Annotated in this window: 13 protein-coding genes; 5 read left to right on the top strand and 8 right to left on the bottom strand. The window is 69.2% G+C overall.

Annotated elements, in window-relative coordinates:
• Positions 1-57 precede the first annotated feature (57 nt).
• The gene (locus tag ACESMY_RS05145; RefSeq protein WP_372782886.1) at positions 58-360 is read right to left on the bottom strand and encodes a hypothetical protein; all 303 of its coding nucleotides are present in this window, start codon (positions 358-360) and stop codon (positions 58-60) included.
• 296 nt (positions 361-656) lie between these two features.
• On the opposite strand from ACESMY_RS05145, the gene ACESMY_RS05140 reads away from it, so the two are divergent.
• Both ACESMY_RS05140 and ACESMY_RS05135 read left to right on the top strand, forming a co-directional pair.
• The gene (locus tag ACESMY_RS05140; protein WP_372782884.1) at positions 657-1,352 is read left to right on the top strand and encodes a Crp/Fnr family transcriptional regulator; all 696 of its coding nucleotides are present in this window, start codon (positions 657-659) and stop codon (positions 1,350-1,352) included.
• A complete protein-coding gene (locus tag ACESMY_RS05135) occupies positions 1,346-4,240 on the top strand; it encodes an AAA family ATPase (protein WP_372782882.1) in 2,895 nt (964 codons plus the stop codon). The genes ACESMY_RS05140 and ACESMY_RS05135 overlap by 7 nt, the downstream gene beginning before the upstream one ends.
• Here the strand turns inward: ACESMY_RS05135 and ACESMY_RS05130 are convergent.
• A complete protein-coding gene (locus ACESMY_RS05130; protein ID WP_372782880.1) occupies positions 4,237-7,812 on the bottom strand; it encodes a hypothetical protein in 3,576 nt (1,191 codons plus the stop codon). The two genes, ACESMY_RS05135 and ACESMY_RS05130, sit on opposite strands and share 4 nt — an antisense overlap.
• Positions 7,812-8,648: a hypothetical protein gene (locus tag ACESMY_RS05125; protein ID WP_372782878.1), complete on the bottom strand. Its 837-nt coding sequence runs from the start codon at positions 8,646-8,648 to the stop codon at positions 7,812-7,814. Before ACESMY_RS05125 ends, ACESMY_RS05130 begins: the two co-directional genes overlap by 1 nt.
• Before the next feature lie 463 nt (positions 8,649-9,111).
• Between ACESMY_RS05125 and ACESMY_RS05120 the strand changes: the two genes are divergently transcribed.
• The gene (locus tag ACESMY_RS05120; RefSeq protein WP_372782876.1) at positions 9,112-10,971 is read left to right on the top strand and encodes a hypothetical protein; all 1,860 of its coding nucleotides are present in this window, start codon (positions 9,112-9,114) and stop codon (positions 10,969-10,971) included.
• Positions 10,972-11,049: 78 nt separating this feature from the next.
• Here ACESMY_RS05120 and ACESMY_RS05115 read toward each other — a convergent pair whose 3' ends face one another.
• The 5 genes from ACESMY_RS05115 to ACESMY_RS05095 form a co-directional block, all read right to left on the bottom strand.
• Positions 11,050-12,645, bottom strand: a complete 1,596-nt coding sequence (locus ACESMY_RS05115; RefSeq protein ID WP_372782874.1) for a hypothetical protein — start codon at positions 12,643-12,645, stop codon at positions 11,050-11,052.
• On the bottom strand, positions 12,627-13,388 hold the full coding sequence (locus ACESMY_RS05110; protein ID WP_372782873.1) for a glycosyltransferase: 762 nt from the start codon (positions 13,386-13,388) through the stop codon (positions 12,627-12,629). The genes ACESMY_RS05115 and ACESMY_RS05110 overlap by 19 nt, the downstream gene beginning before the upstream one ends.
• Entirely contained in the window at positions 13,385-14,386 is a 1,002-nt protein-coding gene (locus ACESMY_RS05105) for an NAD-dependent epimerase/dehydratase family protein (RefSeq protein ID WP_372782871.1), read from the bottom strand. The genes ACESMY_RS05110 and ACESMY_RS05105 overlap by 4 nt, the downstream gene beginning before the upstream one ends.
• On the bottom strand, positions 14,383-15,180 hold the full coding sequence (locus ACESMY_RS05100; RefSeq protein ID WP_372782869.1) for a hypothetical protein: 798 nt from the start codon (positions 15,178-15,180) through the stop codon (positions 14,383-14,385). The genes ACESMY_RS05105 and ACESMY_RS05100 overlap by 4 nt, the downstream gene beginning before the upstream one ends.
• Positions 15,181-15,247: 67 nt before the next feature.
• Positions 15,248-16,507, bottom strand: coding sequence for a lipopolysaccharide biosynthesis protein (locus ACESMY_RS05095; protein WP_372782867.1), 1,260 nt, complete (start codon positions 16,505-16,507; stop codon positions 15,248-15,250).
• 257 nt (positions 16,508-16,764) lie between these two features.
• Here ACESMY_RS05095 and ACESMY_RS05090 point away from each other — a divergent pair, with 257 nt between their 5' ends.
• A complete protein-coding gene (locus tag ACESMY_RS05090) occupies positions 16,765-16,935 on the top strand; it encodes a hypothetical protein (protein WP_372782865.1) in 171 nt (56 codons plus the stop codon).
• Positions 16,932-17,306 (top strand): hypothetical protein, encoded by a 375-nt coding sequence (locus ACESMY_RS05085; protein WP_372782863.1) that lies wholly within the window; start codon positions 16,932-16,934, stop codon positions 17,304-17,306. Before ACESMY_RS05090 ends, ACESMY_RS05085 begins: the two co-directional genes overlap by 4 nt.
• The last annotated feature ends 43 nt before the right edge of the window (positions 17,307-17,349 follow it).

Raw genomic sequence — 17,349 nt, 5'->3', positions numbered from 1 at the left:
GTCGGCCCAATGGGCCGGGGTTGAGTTTTCGATCGGGTTGGGGTGGGCCGGCGAAGGTCAGCAGTGCCGCTTGCACTCCTGGCGGGCGGCTTCCGTGGCCGCGATGCACAGGGCCGTCGCCGCGCCGCCAGTGTTCGCCGTGCACCAGGCCAGCGCCGCGCCAGCCGCGACATCGCAAGCCGCGTTGCACAGGTCCTTGATGGGATCCCAAGAGGCGACGGCGAGCGACGCCGCGGCTTCAGGGGACAGGCTGTCGTCCTTGCCCAGCGCTCCGACCCCGCGCAGGCCTTCCTCGATTCTGCGGCGCTCCGCCTCGGACACGGCGTCCCAGCGCTCTTTAGGCACGCTTATCGCAACCATTGTTCTACCTCCTTGAGAATTTGCCTTCCAAGACATCCGATGACTTGGAGCTGTGGACAGATTTACTTGGTTCGCAGGGGGAGATTGCCCGCCCCGCCCCTGAGCGGCGGTAGCGGAGCGCACGGCGCGATGGTGATAAAAGTCACAGCCGCGTCTGCGCCGACCACGGCCCCGGCGTCCGCCGCCACACGATGAGGTCTCGACGGGCCGCGGGTCGTCGCGAACGCCCCACGGCAATTCGCCCGTGAGTTGCAAGTCAGCGGCAGAACATGCCAAATTGACTTGGGTGGGGGACGATGATGCCGGGGCCGGGGCGAGGCGACCTCCTGGATGTGCTGGAACTCCCGGCGCGCCGGGAGTTGCTCGCCAGCGCGCGGGTCGTGCGCGCCCGCAAGGGCCAGACGGTCATCGCGCGCGGCGAAGTCTCCACGGACGTCTTCATCGTGCAGGAAGGACTGCTACAGGCCGTCCTCTATGCGGCCGACGGTCGACAGGTGTCCTTGCGGGAGCTTTCCGCCGGGCAACTGTTCGGGGAGCTCTCAGCCCTCGACAACAGCCAGCGTTCGGTCGGAATCCTGGCCGCGACCGACGCGCGCCTGTTGGCGATAAGCCAGGAGGCGTTTCAGGCCGCCCTCTGGAAATCGCCGGCCGCCGCCGACTGGCTCATCAGGCGCCTCGCCAGCCAGGTGCGCAGCCTTACCGACCGCATCTTCGAGCTAAGCGCGCTCAATGTTCAGACCCGTCTTCACTGCGAGCTGCTCCGGCTGGGGAGGGCTCAGGGGGGCGAGATAGATCCCGCGCCCACGCACGCCGAGCTCGCAAACCGGATCAGCACTCACCGCGAGGCCGTGACGCGCGAACTGAACGCGCTCGAGGCGCGCGACATTCTGCGCAGCGGTCGCCGCCGGCTAACCTTCGTGGACTTCGATCGCCTTGAACGGGAGGTCATGGCCAAGCTGCGATCTCCGATCGACGGCGAAGGCTGGTGGTAGCGGTGGCGGCCGCCGGGCGGGGGGCGGAGCGACGGGTCATCACCCTTCTCGCGGTCGATATCGTGAACTCCACCGTGCACATCGCCGCCGCGGACCCGGAAGACGCACAGGAGTTCTTCGACCGCTGCTTCGCCCATCTGAAGCGGTCTGTGGAACGCGCCGGAGGCCGGCTCGTCAGCTACGAGGGAGACGGTGGGATCGCCGCCTTCGGATGGCCGCTCGCCTTCGAGGATCATGCGGACCGCGCCTGCGCCGCGGCCTGGGACATCCAGCACGGGCGTCATGAAGCCGGACCCGACGGCAGGCCGGCGCGTTTCCGGGTCGGCGTCCATTCGGGATTGACCGCCGTCCGCCACTTTCGGCGAGGCGACCGTTCGCGCCTGAACACCGTGGGCGCGGCGGTGCATGTCGCCGCCAAACTGCAGCAGTGCGCGCCGCCGGGCGAAATCCTGGTGAGCGCCCAGGCGGCGCGGCTATGCCGCTCCTCTGTCGAGTTGAAGCCGTCCGACGGCAAGGTCATCGTGGGCGACGCGACGATTGAGGCCCTCCGGCTCGCAGCAAGACCCGAAAGCTTGGGGACGACCAACTTCACGCAACGGTACGGCGCGCCGCTGATCGGCCGCGCTGACGAGCTCGCCACGCTGCGGCGCTGCCTGGCGATCGCGGCGGGTCAGGCCAGTTCCATCGCCCTGATCGGAGAAGCCGGCATCGGCAAGAGCCGGCTCGCGGCGACGGCGCTCGGCGAGATCGAGCCCGATGCCGCGCGGGTGCTCGTGTTCCGGGGGGACGCCCACAGGCGTTCCACCTCGTTCGCCGCGGCGCGCGCGCTCATCGGCGACCTGCTCGCGGATCGATCTTCCGAGGATCGGGCGGCGGTCCTGCGCAGCTCGCGGCTGGAGCCGGCCGAGGCCGACGCGCTCGAGGTGCTGATCGCCGAGCGCCCCGGGCGCTCACGTCAGGGCGCAGGCCGGCTCACCCAGACCCAACTGGCCCGGGCCCTCGTCAAGCTGTTCATCGCGCTCATGGAGGCCCGACCCACGGTCATCCTGATCGAAGACCTGCATCTTCTGGACAGCGAGAGCCGCCAGTTCCTGGCCTTGCTCGCCGCCACCCGGCCGCAGCCTCCGTTGCGCCTCGTGCTCACCGGACGCCCAGAGGCGATCGACGATGCGCGCGGGATCGCCGAGGCGCTGGTTCGTCTGGACCCCCTGCCTCGCGACGAGATGAAGAAACTGGCGCACCAGCTCTGGCCCGAGGATCATCGCAATGCCTCGGTCCTGGACCGCGTTGTGGATCGCGCGGACGGCATCCCCTTCGTCCTGGAAGAGCTGATCCACGCCCTGGCCAGCGGCGAGGTCTCGGGGATCCACGCGCTACCGCAGAGCGTCAGCTCCGTGATCCACGCGCGCCTCCATCACCTGTCGCCGCCGGCGCGGGCCCTGGTGCAGGCGCTGAGCCTGTTGGAGGAGAACGCCGAACCCGAACTGGTCGCGACCATGATGGGCGAAACGGTCGCCGGCTTGCGCGAACGGTTCCTGGAGCTTGAACGCTTCGCCTTCACCCACCCGCTAACCGGCGAGACCACGCGCCTGCGCCACCAGATTATCGCCGAGGCTTGCGCCGAAACCATCCCGCGGGATCAGCGCCGGGACCTTCACCGTCGCGCCGGCGCCGCCATCCGAGCGGTCTATGGGGCCGCGGCCGGGCGCTTCGAGCAACTCGCCTTCCACGCCGAGGCCGCGTCGGACCTGACGGACGCCCTCGACTATTTGTTCCAGGCCGCCGGCGAGGCGCGTCGCAACGCCGCCGCCGCCTCGCTCAATGCGCTCTTCGACCGCGCCATGGGGATCATCGAGCGCGTGGGCGACAGCGCCCAGCAGCGCTACGTCGACTTCGTGTTGATGGCCTTCGCGCTTCTGGTCCAGCTCGGGGAGTTCGAGAAGGTGAACCGGTACCTGCCACGCGTCATGGAGCTTGTCCGGGCGACCGGGCGGCCGGACTTGGTCGGCAGCGCACTCTCCCAGCTGGGGATGATCTGCTGGTTCGAGGGCCGTTACGAGGAGGGCGTCCGGGCGTCCGAGGAAGCCCTGGCGATCGCGAACGAGCTGAAGTCACCCGCGCTCGTCTTCTCAAGCACCATCATGCTCACCAACATCCTACACGACATGGGGCGGGTCGAGCGGGCGATCGCCGAGGAGCGAAAGCTCTGCGACCTTCTGACGGGTGAGCTCGAGACGGCGCGCCTGGGGGCGACCGGCATTCCCAGGGCGACGGCGCTCGCCTTCATGAGCTGGTTCGTGGTCGAGGTCGGGCGCTATGACGAGGGTCTGGACCTCGCGCTTCACGCGCTCGAGCTCGCCGTGCGAGAAGCCGATCCCTATGCCGAGGTCCTGGCTCGCAACGCCTTGGGGCGCACCCTCGTCTACCTGGAGCGGAACTTCGAAGCCGCCGAATGCTTCGCCGCGGCGCGGCGAATCTGCGACCGGGACGGCTACGATGCGATCAAGGCGCATCTCGCCGGCCGCGCCGCCACGGCGCTTTCGCGCCTGGGACGGTCGGACGAGGCTATTTCGCTGGTCGAGAATTGCCTGAGACAGGGATACCATCGCCGAACCGGCCAGCTTGAAGTTTTCTGTCTGCACGCCGGCTATGCCGAGGCCCTCGCGGCGCGCGGCGATCTCGAGCGAGCCCTGGAAGAGTTGGCCGAGGCGATCGCCCTCGCCCGCCGTATTGCGAGCCCCTGCATGCTGGTCGAAGCGCTCGGCCTGAGATCCCGGATTCTTGCCGCCGCTCGCCCATCGGATCCCGCCATAGCTGAGGATCTCGCCGAGCAGGCGAGGCTCTGCGCAGACCACGGGATCTTCGCGTGGTCTCCCCGGGGGGCCTAGGGACGGATCAGCGGAGCGACAACCCGGGTAAATCGCGCCGCAAGACCGACGGTCACCCCTCCAGCCAGCTTGGCGGGTTCGCCCGCGGCTCCGGCGATGCGCCGCAGCCCTTGAAGTCGTCCGGCGGTCCAAAGGCATTCCTCCAACACCGGCATCGCGACCTTGTCGCGGCCCCAGCATTCCTTGTGGCTGCCGCTGACCCCGAACATCAGGTAGTCCTTCGTCGCGCGGGGCGGCCCGTCGAAACGACCCGGCGCCTTCGGATCGACAGGCGGAAGGCCTGCGAGCGAGAGGCGCATCGGATCCTCAAACACCTCCGGATCGATGTTCGCGCCCGCGACCAGCGCGGCCACGAGGTCCTCGGCCTCGATCCGTCCGCCCTTCTTCAGCGTCGTTCCGGCCGTGCAACGCCGCATGCGGACGGGAATGTTGGCGTTGAGTCGCTCGCCCTCATAGATCAACCGCTGCACCCCCGGATCTCCGATCAAGGGCAGGAGCGTGGTGAGGTCGACCCGGAACTTCAGAAGCGTCTGGAGCGCCGAGGCGAAGGTCAGAGGGATGACCGCAAGCGTCGAGCCGATGATCTCGAGCAGGATCAGCGAGACCTCCTTGTAGTAGAGCTTGTCCAGGTCGTCCCCGTAGGCCCTGACGATCGCCGGCGATTTCTCGTTCTTCACGAAAGCCTCGATCAGGGTCATCGGGCCGCGGGCCGAGCCGCCGGGATCGGCGGCGAGCGCGCGGGCCTCGGCGATCTTCGAATCGATATGGGCCAAGAGCTCCGACGCCGCCTGCCGGGAAAGGGCATGGAGCGGCTGCAGCGCCTGCAGATTGCCGATGAGATCCAAGACCATCAGCGCCGACCAGATCTGCATCGAGGTGAAGCCCGGATCGGCGGGGGCCTCGCCCCGCGCCGCCGCCAACCAGTCGCGCGGCAGGTCTCCGACGTGCTGGCGCGCAAACGGCAGGGACATGGCGAGCTCGGTCAGCCAGTCGGGACCGGGGGTCCCGAAGATGTCGGTCAGAACACCGTAGGCCGCCTGGGCGGCGAGATCGTCGACCAAGTCGACCCGCTTCGTCGGGCCGGTCCGGCGCAGGGCCATGTCGAGCCGGCTCCTCGCCGCGGCCCTGACGCGCTTGTAGAGCTTTCCCCCCGAGGCGTGGTTGAGCGTCCTCCAGGCGAGGTTGAGCGACAACCGCATGCGGCGGCGGGTGTCAGCCGTCGGCCCTTGGCCTTCGGTGGCGATGAGCATGAGATCGCCGCGCGTCATCAGCTCCGAGGCGTCTGCGTAGGGCGAGACAGAGAAGACCGGACACTTGGCCTTCGGATCCGGGGCTGGGTCGTTGCGAAGCACCTCCGCGACATCGGCATGGCGTCCGACGAAGGCCACGACCTCGGGACTCGCCGTGTTGAAAGGCGCAACGCGGATCACGCGACGGCCGCCCAGGGTTTCGCCGATATACCGGGTGATCCGATCCTCCGAAAAGAGCGAGGGGGTCGCGGCGTCGCCCATGCTGAAGCCGGCGAACGGCACGTCAGCGTCGACCGCCGGGAAGGTCTTGCCGTCCGCCAGGTCTCGGATCGCGCCTATGCCGGGCGCGTAGAAATAGTCGCCGCCCTTTGTCGTGACGAACCGCGGCAGGTTCGTCACCGGCGCGACGGCGTGCGGCTCCAGGAAGCTGTCCTCGCCGCCGCCGGTGCGCGCGCCGGTGACCGGGCAACGGCCCAGTCCGGCCTCGCCGAGCAGTTCGCCGCCGTTGATCCAGTCGGCCTGGATCACCTCGAACTGCAGGTCGATCCGCGCATTCGCCGCGATGAACAGCAGACCCCGCGGCTCTCCATCGTCCGGCGCATCCTCGGGCAGGAGCGGTCCGCCATAGCTGATGCCCCGTCGAAGGATCCTATGGCGGCTGACCTCGTGGCGACCGCCGGTGTCGCGCGGATTGGTGCGGCGGACATGGGCGCCAAGCGGGCATTTCCCACCGTCCGGATCGTCGGCGAGATAGCGGAAGTCGTTGAGCGCGGCTTCGCTGCCGAGATCGCGCTCGGTCCTGGGCGACAGGACAAGCGGCGCGCCGTTTTTCCAACGCCCCACGAACCGCGCCGCCAGGGCCTGTTGTTCCTCTCCGTCGTCCGGTCGCTGTTCGTCCAGGAAATTCCGGAGACCGATCACGTCCTGCTCAAGTTTGCGGAAGACCAGATAGGTCGCCCCGGCGCGCAGCGCCGGATTGTCGGGCGCCAGTTGAAGCTCGCCGCCCTCGTCGGAGAGATTGAGGAAGATCTCGCCGGGCGCGACGGGAGTCCAGGTGCTGTTGCGCGAAGGCGTCGCGCCGCCGGCAGGCGGGTCGCCGAGACCCATGTCGACGAACGGCTGACTCAAGCCATCCCGGAAGCCAAAATGCTCAAGGCGATGGTCGAGCGCGGTGACGTTCCCACGGAACTCCTCGTAAGGATTCTGCCCAAGTTCGATCTGGACGATCTCCATGCCCAGCATCCGGAATAGCAGGCCGATCCACAGGCGCAGCTCCTGGCCGCGTTGCGAGGCCGGCTCGTTGAACGCCCGGATGTCGGCGCGAAGCGCGCGCCAGAACGCCTCTTTCGCCGGGCGCGGCTCGCCGAAGCCGCCGGTGAAGTAGCCATGCACGCTCGGCAGGCCCAGCTCACCCTCCCAGAACTCCGGCGCGCTTGGCCCGAGGTCCTGCAGGCGTTGCGCGCGGGCGGCCATGCCCTGGCGGAAGACATCCGGGAATGAGGCCAGCGTCGTCCCGTCGATCTGCAGGGCGGCCAGGCCCGGGAAGGTGAACGCAAGGGTGATCGGCGTCGGATCGTAGCCGCGGGCGTCGGCAAGGTCGGCCCGGAAGTTCTCCGCGCGCACGATGCCGTGCCGCTCTTCCTCCCTGGCGGCCGGGGGTCGCCGGAACGCGGGCGCGGCCTGGCGAAGCAATTCGTAGAGCACCAGCATGGGCAGCGGGCCGGCCTCAGCCTTCTCCGACAGCAGGTAGTTGGCCAGGAACCCCATCACCTCGGCATAGGCCTCAGGACCCAGGCCCAGGACCCCCAGACCCGCCTGGATCGCGGCGCGCAGATCGAAATCCGACCTCGCCGAAATGGCGCCCGGCGCGGCCGGCAGGCGGTCGAGCAGGACCGACAGCTCGGTGCGCGCGACGCTAAGGCGCTCCGTGGACGTCAGGCGCGGTTCGGCCGCCTTGGCGCCGGGTCGGAGGCCGGCCGGCGTGAGGAGCTCGCCGGCGCTCATCAGGAGACCTTGCGGATCGCTCTCGACCAACACCTTCAACCAGTTGCGGAACGCCGTGGCCGCGGGCTTTCCGTCCGCGCCCTGCTCGGCGAGCCCGGCGTTGGCCAGCCCAGGGTTGATCAGATCCATCTTGACGCGCGGCCAGGCCGACGGACCGTCCTGCAGGCGCAGCAAGGCGGCGCCCATCTCCGCCTGCGTCAGGATCCGGAAGAAAAAGAACAGCGACCAGTCCCGCGGCTGCCTTCCGAACTTGGAAGCCCTCAGGAGATGGGCCTGGATGTTGTCGAGCGGCCGCGGGTCGGCCTGCGGGATCGGCATCAGCGGTCCCCCCTGTTCTGGACGGTCTCGAAGATCCCGCCGGACGACGGGAAGCCGCCCGCGTACTGGGCGTTCTCCCTGAGAAATTCGTCGAAAAGCTCATCCATCGAATCCGCCCTGCCCCCGTCGGGAGTTCGGACCCGCCTGACGAAGGCGTCGAATTGCGCCTTGAAGAATTCGAGCTGCTTCAGCCGCGCGACCGTGAGATCGGAATAGGTCGCGTAGAATAGCTGGGTGGTGATCTGGTACCGGCGGATCCACGCCCAGAACGGTTCGAAGTGGGCCGTTCCCGGGTAGTGCTCGCAGTTCATGAAGATGCTGTCGAAATCCTTGCCCAGCTTGACCGCGATGTCGCGCATATAGACCTTCAGGTCTCCGTCGAACTCCACGAGCGTGAGCACCCAGGATCGCAGGCCGAGGTCCGTCTTCGGCTGCTGGGTCGAAACCATCTCTCCGAAGTCGTCCATCGGCAGCGGCACCTGATCGCCCCCCGAGCCGCCCGTGGGTCCGACGCCGCTGGTTGCGTAGTAGTCGACGCCCGGGATCTCCGAGCCGACCAGGTACTGCTCGGGCCGGATGATGATCATCCGGCCGAAGTGGATGGTCGGCACTCGACTGAGCTCGGTGGGAAGGCCGTGCATGTGGCGCTGGGCGACGCTGTTGATCGCTTGGCGCAGCCGCTCTTCGTAGGTTCGCCGCTCGCCAGGAGGGCATCCCTTGCGGATCGGCGACAGGACCGCGATCTCCGAGACCCGCCCGATCGACTTGGATCCGGCCCAGGCGAGAGGACCTCTTGGCGGTTTCACGGCGGCCGACGGCCCCCTCGGTTTCTCCATTGTCCGGCTCCTGTCCAGTGTCTGGCGATCAAGCTTCACTTTGAGGTCGAGGCTCCAAGGACGCCAAGCCCCGGCAGGGCCGCCGAGCGAGGCGATCCGCGTTCATGTCGCGCCCGAGACTGCAGCCTTGCGCAGGCCACCGCTGTGGCCTGGACCACCGAACCCCCGTGCGAAATGCCACGCTTCGGACCGCCGGCCGCAGGGGCGGCCCTCGCCCGCCATGTGAGGAAGCTCACAATGGCGCCGTGTGATCGCGCACCGCGTAGAAAGCCATGCGGGCTGAACCTATGGGGGAAATCCGAATGCAGACGGATCGGCGCACCGGCTGTTGTTCCCAGAACTGCGCCCCGCTAACTTTCAACCTGGGGGCGATATCATGATCGACACCGGTCCGCATGCAAACCGCCATCCTGCGTTGGCGAACGAACAGAGCCCGTCTTGGGGAACCAGCAGTCGAAGGGAGATGCTGCTATCCGTCGCGGCGACACTGCTCGCGGGCTGCGCGACGGTAAAGCCCTGTCCGCCTCCAGCTTTGCCGACCTCAAGCCTTGCGAATGCGCTGATCGATGGACACTGCCACCTGTTCAATGCCCGCGATCTCTCGACGGTCCGATTCCTGAGCTATGTCGTCGCCAAACACTATCCGACACAGGCAGCACTACGGGCGCTAAGCCCCGAGGACCCGGACGGGGTGGATCTCTTCATGGAACTCGTCCTGGCGATCGCCGGGGCCGATCGCGCGCCGTCTGCGGTCACCGAGCTGAAGCTGTTGCAGGGGCGGCCCCTCTCGCCGCGTGCGGGCGAGGAGGTGCGCACCACGGACCGGTCCACGACATCGGAGGACTTGGCGAACCGGGTGGCGAAGTTCCTCGGCGGGAAATCCTTCTGGCGCTCATCACCGACAAGGGGCCAGCAGAACGCCGAGGTCCAGCTGCGGCGCCTGATCTTCCGCGCCGCCGGCGATACCCGAAGCACCGATGCGCGGGGCATGATCGAGCTGCCCCCGGCCGAACTCCGAGCCATCGCCGGCCGCGCGCTCTCGACCGAGCCGCCGGGCGAATCGACACCCCGGGCGGGCGCCCTGGCAGGCGTCTATCTGCCGGGGCTCTTCGAGTTCGTCAGGCAGCTTGAGGGCTACCGACACTGCCTCGTCGACGAACTTGCTCACCTGCATCGGGACGATTCCAGGCAAAATCCGCTGCTCATGGTCCCTGCTATGGTCGACTTCGGCCGCTGGCTTCGCGACGACCCGGAAGAGGGTTCGACCTTCGTGCAGCAGGCGGCGGTCTGGCGGGAGATCGCCCGCCGCCCGGGGGGCCCCGCGGTTCACGGCTATGTCGCCTACTGCCCGCTTCGCCAAGTGCAGTTCCAGCGCGGGCGATTCGGCGATGGACCCGGCCAGATCCGCACGGCTTGCGGCGCCGCAAATCCACTGGAATTCGTCGAGCACGCCCTGCGCCACCAGGGGTTCATCGGCGCGAAGGTCTATCCGCCCATGGGCTTCCGTGCGGCGACCAACGCGGATCGCGGACCGGACGACCACCCCTTTCCCGAGGCGGTCCTCGCGGACGTCTTCGGGCACGCGCCGATAAGCGACGCCGAGCGGCGAAGCATGAGCCTGACCCTGGGCCATGAATTGGACGCCGCGCTGCAGGACCTGTTCGACAAATGCGCGGAGATCGGCGCCCCGGTGATGGCCCATGGCGGCAACAGCGTCGCCGCGAACTGCCACACCGGCGAACTCGCCGACCCGTTCTACTGGAAGCCGATCTTCGAACGGTCGAACGCGCCGCCGATCATGCTCGCCCACTTCGGCGGTTTCTCCTATTGGTCGGCGGATCCCAAGGCGCCAGGCCACATGAAGTCCCTCGGCGCGCGCTGCGATGTCCGGACCGACTCTCCACCTTTCGAGAACACCTGGGAGTATTGGCTCGCGAGCTATCTTCAGAAGCCGGAAAACGCGTCCAAGCCGATCTTTGCCGACATCAGCTATTTCAGCGAAGCCTTGGCCACGGACACCGCGCCGGCGCTGAAGAATTTCAAGAGACTCGCTGACGAGGGGCTGACGGTCATCAAGGACCATCTGGTCTTCGGCACCGACTGGGTGATGCTGGCGCAGGAGAAGAACCCCGGCGTCTATAGCGCTCGCGTTCGGGAATTCGTTCGCGCCGCATTCGGCGACGCCTATGTCGAACCGATCATGCGGACGAACTTCCTGCGGTACGCCGATCTCCTGAAACGAGGGACCGCTTTCGACCGGATCGCCAGCGTCTACGAAGGAGACGCGCTCCTCACCGCGCGCCTGGAAGCGGTGCGCCGCTGAACCGCCGCCGCCTGCCGACAGAGTTCAGGAGACAAGTAGGCTCCTGCCTGCGCGCACCGCCACCTCTGGCGCCGGCGGCTAGGAAGGCCCCGGCCCGCAGCGGACGGCGGGCAAGGTGGAACGGCCGCCTTTTCGAAGCACCCAGACCTCGGGATTGGCGGCCACGGCGGCGAAGTTCGCCTCCAGGACGCCGGCGACCTGCGGCGCGTAGCAGACGATGTTGGCCCGCGGATCGGGGCCCATCTGGAAGGGCGGCTGGAGGAAGACGTAGCGGAGCGCCGGCCTGGCGAGGCCGGCGAGCAGCTGCGCCTGGCTGTTGGCGCGCTGCTGGTTGTACGGCAGGAAGTTGATCTGCGGGCTGGGCAAGGGCCGCCGCAGCAGGAAGTTGACCCCCGGCGCGAACGGCAGGCTCGCCAGCGGCTCCGTCGGCGCGAGGTCCCGGCTGAGCAGGGCCAGGGCCTCGGGCAGACCCTGCGTCGAGGCGATGCGGACCGCTTCGCCCGACAGCGCCATTGGGCGTCCGGGCTCGCGGGCCGCCGACAAGGCCGAGCCGCCGGCGGTCGCCGACCAGGCCGCATAGACCGCCAAAGCCGCGAACGCGCCCGTCTGAACCAGGCGTCGGTTGCGGGTCCCGAGCCCGCCGACGGCGGCTGACAGGGCCGGCGCAGAGATCAGGGCCATCGCCAGCAACACGAAGACGAAGGCGTGGTCGGCCAGGTGGTCGGCGTCCGGCCGCTCGATCAGGAACTGCGGCAGGTTCACTGCGCCCAGGACCGCGAGCAGGGCGAAACACCGCCACTCGTCGGTGAGGGTCTTTTGGCGCGCCCGCCACGCAACGGCGGCGGCGGCGGCGCTCAGGAGCGCCGCCGAAACCATGAGGGCCGGCAGGATGTCGGCCCCGAGATGGCTGGAAAAACCGGGGAACGGCAGCTTGTACCAGGCGACGGACCGGCGGGTCGCGAAGGGGACGAAGGCCGCGAGCTGCGCGAGCCAGCCCTGCAGGACGCCGGTATAGGCGAAGAGGCCGCCGATCGCGGCCGCGGCCGCGGCCGCCCCCGACGCGCCGGCCATGACCGCCGGGGCGAACTGCCGCCCCCGTTCCTCGGCCTTCAGCAGGATGACGACGAGCGTCAGGGCGGCGGCGGCGGCGGCGGCGTCGATCCGCAGCGCGGCGCCGAGGATGACCAGCGCGCCAAGCCCTGCCAGCCAGATCCGCCATCGGACGCTTCGCAAGGCCTGCAGGGCCAAGAGCAGGGCGGCGAGGTTGATCAGCGGGATATGGCCGCGGAACAGGCAGGGATAGCCGACCAGGATCACCGCCGCCGCGAAAAGCGCCGACAGCCGGCCGGCGCCCACCGCCCGGGCCGCCCGATAGGCCAGGGCGGCATTGCAGGCGCCCAGCAGGACGCCCAGGCCTCGCGCCGTTCCGACGGAGACGCCGAACAGGTGGAACCACCCCGCCCAGAGGTAGAAGAGGCCCGGGGCGTAGGTGAAGAGCTCGATGTCGCGGAAGGGTTGGTCGCCAGCCTGTACCCGCCAGGCGATGTAGTCGAGGTAGCCCTCGTCTGCGAGACCGAAGGGCGTCCAGTGGGCGAGCACGGCGAAGTAGACGGCCGACGCCGCGGCGAGGCCGATGAGCCAGAGCCGGTTGGCGATCATGCCGGCTTCTCGCATCGCAAGGTATCCTGGACGACCAGGGCGCTGAGCGTCGACCGCCCTTCGGCCGCCGTGGACCGCGGCCGCCGCGCCGCGCGCCAGGTCGTGAACGCCCGTAACGCGGCTTTGAGCCGGGCGCTTTGGGTGTAGCTGGAGGTTCCGACCTCGCGGGCGGCGCGCTCGACCGGAATGCTTCGGGTCCGGAGCGTCGCGGCGATGAGGCCGATCACCGACGGGTCCGGTACGAGGCGCTCCAGCAGTCGGTCGCGGCCGGCGCCGGTGATCAGGAAGAACATGCCGGCGTCGCGGGGGAGGCCCAGCCGCGCCAGGATCACGCGCCGATAGAGGCCGGAGGTGATCATCGCGCCAAAGGCCTGGTACCAGCCGCGCCGGCCCGCGAAGACGACATCGGCGTCGCCGAGCGCCGCGCGCAGGGCCGGGGCGGCTTCCGGCGCGTCCTGCAGGTCGCCGTCCAGCGAGACGAGCCATCCTCCGCGTCCCAGCGAGAACCCCACCAGCACGGCGAAGTGCTGACCGCGGTTCTTCGCGAGACGCACGCCGCGCACGCAAGGCATGACGCCGGAAAGCCGCTCGATCTCGGCCCAGGCGCCGTCGGGCGAGGCGTCGTCCACCAGGATGATCTCCAGAGCCTCCTCCGGCCAGGCGGCTGCGGCCGTCGCCTGGATGCGCTCGCACAGCAGCCGGAGCGTCTCCCGATTCCGATAGACCGGCACGACGAAGGTCACGGCGGGCGCGTTCAAGGTCGCACGCCGACGCTCTCGGCCGCCTGCATGTGTCGCAGGACGTCGGCCAGGCCCTCGTGCAGGCCGATGACACGGTCGATGCCCAGTCTGGCGGCCATGCGCCCGGTGTCCGCCCGCCAGTGGCCGGTGTCGGCCGGGCGGGGCGGAAAGTCCGTGGAGAGGATCGCGGGACGCCCCGCGCATAGGGATTGCACGATCGACACCAGCTCATGGTTGTCGACGCCCTGGCCCGTGCCGACGTTGATCGTCTCGCCTGGCTCCAGATCGAGTGCGCCGGCGCGCAGGCAGGCGGTCACCACGTTGTCCACATGGACATAGTCGCGCATGAACCCCGGCGGCGTCAGGCGGACGCCCTCGTCGGCGAGAGCCGCGCGGCAGACTGTTGGAATGAAGCGGCGGGGATCGTCGCCCGGGCCATAGGCGTAGAAGATCCGCAGGACGACGGCGTTGAGGCCCTGGGCGGCGAGCTCGCGGACAGCCGCGGTGAGCGCCGCCTTGGTGCGGCCGTGGAGCGAGACCGGGGCGTCGGCCATGTCTTCGCGCAGCGGCGCGTCATGCGGCCCGTATTCGCTGGAGCTGCCGAGCAGCACCAGTCGCCGGACGCCGTGGCGCGCGCAGCGTCGGACGAAGGCCTCGCCGCCCTCGACGGTGAGCCGCAAGGCCAGCGCCTCACCCTCCGCGCCCTCGGGCTCCACGGAGCCGCCGGCGGCGCTGCGGTGCACCGCCCCGTGGAACACCACCTCGGGCTGGATGTCCGCCAGCAGCCGCTCCGACGCCGCGTCGTCGTCGAGCGCCCACCGGTGCTGCGTCACATTGCGGTCCTGGTCCATCGGCAGGCCGCGGCGCGGCGTGCGGACTAGGGCGTGAACCTGGGCTCCCGCGAGAGACAGGGCCGCGACCAGGTGCGAACCGATGAAGCCGCTGGCGCCGGTGATCGCCACCGGCCGTCCGTCCCACCAACCCGGCGCGTCCTGGACCGCGGACGCGAATGTCACGCGGCCTCCAGCGTCCTGATAAGCGCATGCAGGTCGGCGCGATCGCGGCGGACGGTCTCGGTGTTGCGCTCCAGGAGCGCCGTCCAAAGCTCGGCGATCCGTGCGAGCTCGGCGGGAATCTCCCGGCCGACGATGTCCTTGCGGAACGAGCGGCGCGCGAAGGTGAACTGCGCGCCGAGCGCGGCGAGCTCCGACATCAGCAGATAGCAGGGGATCGGGGCGCCGCGATCGATGCAGGTGATTCCGCCGAACCCGAACTGGACCTGCGGCAGATCGCGGCGGATCTGGTCGATCGTCCCGTCGCCGAGCGCCGAGAAGATGAAGCTCTGGCCGCGGCTGATCGCCAGGTCGTTCAGCCCGATGTAGATGGCGTCCAGGCCCAGATGCGCATACCGCGCCGCGCTGGCCGCCGCGGACTGGGTCTCGATCAGGATCGCGGCCTCGGCGCGGCGGTCGACAGCGCGGACGAACGCCTCGGCCTGGCCGGGGTCGCTGACCATCGGGAGATAGATCCGCGTGGCGCCCTCGCCGATCGCGGTCTCCACCTCTTCGCGGGTCCAGGCCCCCCAGTCGTTGATTCGGCAGTGAACCCGCACGCCGGGCAACCGGGCCAACGGGCGAATGGCGCTGAGCGGCGTGGCGTTGATCTCGGTGTCGAAGCCGAGCTGCCGGCGTTCTTTCCCGCGTGTCTCATGATCGACCATGAACTCGCGCACGCCGCCCTCATGGAGCGGCAGGACGCGCGCCATCTCGTGCTCGAACATCACGAGGGTTAGTGAAGCCTGCTTGTCCAAAGCGACTCCCCGGTATTGAAGAACGTCGGCCACCCGACACTCTCGCACGCGCAATACTTCAGAAACCTTACCTGCCCGCCGCGGTGCGGCTGGACCAGGCGGCCCACAGCCCGCTGGCGGCGAGCAGGCTCTCCGCGGTCAGCCTCGCCGTCAGGATTCCCCGCACGCCATGCGCGGCGAGACCCACGCTGAGCGCGACGGTGAGACCGGTCACCACGAGGGTCGCCAGGAAGAGACCCTGCCCCTTGCCGGTCAGCGACAGGTAGCCGCCGAGGCAGAGCCCGTTGAACGTGCTGAGGGTGTAGATCACCGCGAGCAGGCCGAAATAGCTCGCGGCGCCGGCATAGGCCGGTCCGAACAGGACGCGGCAGATCGCGCTGGCGTCGAACGCGGCGAAGCCGAACACCAGGCCGAAGCCGCCGGTGACCGCGCCCGCCAGCGTCGCCCAGATCCAGAACCTTCGGCGTGGCGCGCGGCTGTAGAGCCGGGCCAGGAGGGGCGAGAGGGCGGCGACACCGATCAGGGCGAGGTTCGCGAATACCGCGAACAGGCGCTCGGCGACGCCATAGACCCCGGCCTCGCCCCTTCCCACCAGGACGGCGGCCAGCGGCACGGCGGCCTGCGACTGCGCCTGGCCCAGCGTCCGCATGGTCAGGAGCCGCCATCGGCGGCGCACATGCCAGCGCAACCGATCAAAGACCTTGCCGAATCCGGACGGCCAGCCGGGGCGTTCGATGGCGATCTGCGCCAGGTGCCCGACCAGGAGCGAGGCCACGAAGCAGCCCAGGGCCACCCCGGCCGTCGGCTGGCGGGGAAAGACGACGATCATGCCGGCCGCGTAGGCGAAGATGGTCGCCGCGTCGCACGCGATCAGCAGCGGCAGGGGTCCGCTGAACTGCCGCAGCACAGAGAGGCCGCTGCCCACCAGCCAGCCGCCGAGCAGCATCATCAGGACCATCGCGGCGTTCGCGCCGAGCGCCCACGCGACCAGCAGCACCACCGCCGAGAAGGCGGCGTAGAGCCCCAGGCGCGCGGTGTAGTCGGTCCAGAACAGCAGCTTCATGCGGCGCGGGCCGCTCTTCGACAGGACCTCGAAGAGATAGAGCGTGGCGCCGAACTCCGCCGGCAGGGCAAACCAGGCCGCCAGCTGCATGTCGGTCGGGTAGACGCCGGTCTCGGCCGGAAGCATCTGGCGGGTGATGGACGGCAGGAACAGCAGCGGCAGCGCGAGCCGGGCGACCTGCGAGGCTCCGCTGGCCACGGCGCGCGGCATCATCGCCAGCGTCGGCGCGACGCCGGGCCGCTCGATGCTGGAGGCCGGCGTCATGCGGTCCAAGGTCCGTGGGCGATCGAAGGCTTGCCCGGTTAGCCCGGCTCATCGCGTCCACCGTGATTCGGCGAACGGCGTCCCAAGGCGAGCTTAGCGCCTGCGATGGCGGCCACCACCATCCTGTGAGCCGCGGGCGGGCCGTTCCCGCCATCCGGCGCCGCCCATTTGGTTACCGAAATCCTAAGATCTGGCCCACCGCGTGCATAACACGTTCGGTCAGACGGGCTCTCCGTCTCAAAACGGGATTTGGTCCAATGACCGACGCTCTCAACTCCGCGACCTTCTACGCATCGGTCTTCTTCGGCCACATCGGCGCGTGGGCGGGCCAGGCGATCGATCTGGCCATGGCGCATCCGGTCATCACCTTCCAGACCTTCGCGCTGCTCTCGATCGTCATCCATCGTCGGGGCTCGCAAGTCGGATGAGCGCTTCATCGGTTCCCCTCACCTCCTCGACCCTCCTGGCCAACCTGCCCTGGCGGACCGCCAAGCGGGACACGCGCGCGGTGGGCAAGCTGCTGGACACCGCCGAACTCGATCGCAAGACCGAACTCGGCGCAGCGGTCGAAGCCATGCTTTGCCAGCGGGTCAGCGAATGCCGCGACTTCTTCGTCCTGCGCGGCGTGCGCCCAAGGCGGCCGACCGTCCTGACCATGGCCGGCCGCTCGCTCGCCGCCGACCGCCAGGAGATCGCCCGGCTCGACGCCATAACGCCTGGCATGGGCTTCGCCCTGCTACGCGCCATCTCGCAACTCATCGAGGTCTGGGCCGGGACCGGCAAGCTGTCGCTGGCCTGACCCACGCGAACCTGATTTCGTAGGCGCGAGCACAAGCGGGGCG

The organism is Phenylobacterium sp. (genome assembly GCF_041691455.1).
Classification (GTDB): domain Bacteria; phylum Pseudomonadota; class Alphaproteobacteria; order Caulobacterales; family Caulobacteraceae; genus Phenylobacterium.
Note: the sequence above shows the minus strand (reverse complement) of the source record. Positions and strands in the feature narration are given on the sequence as shown.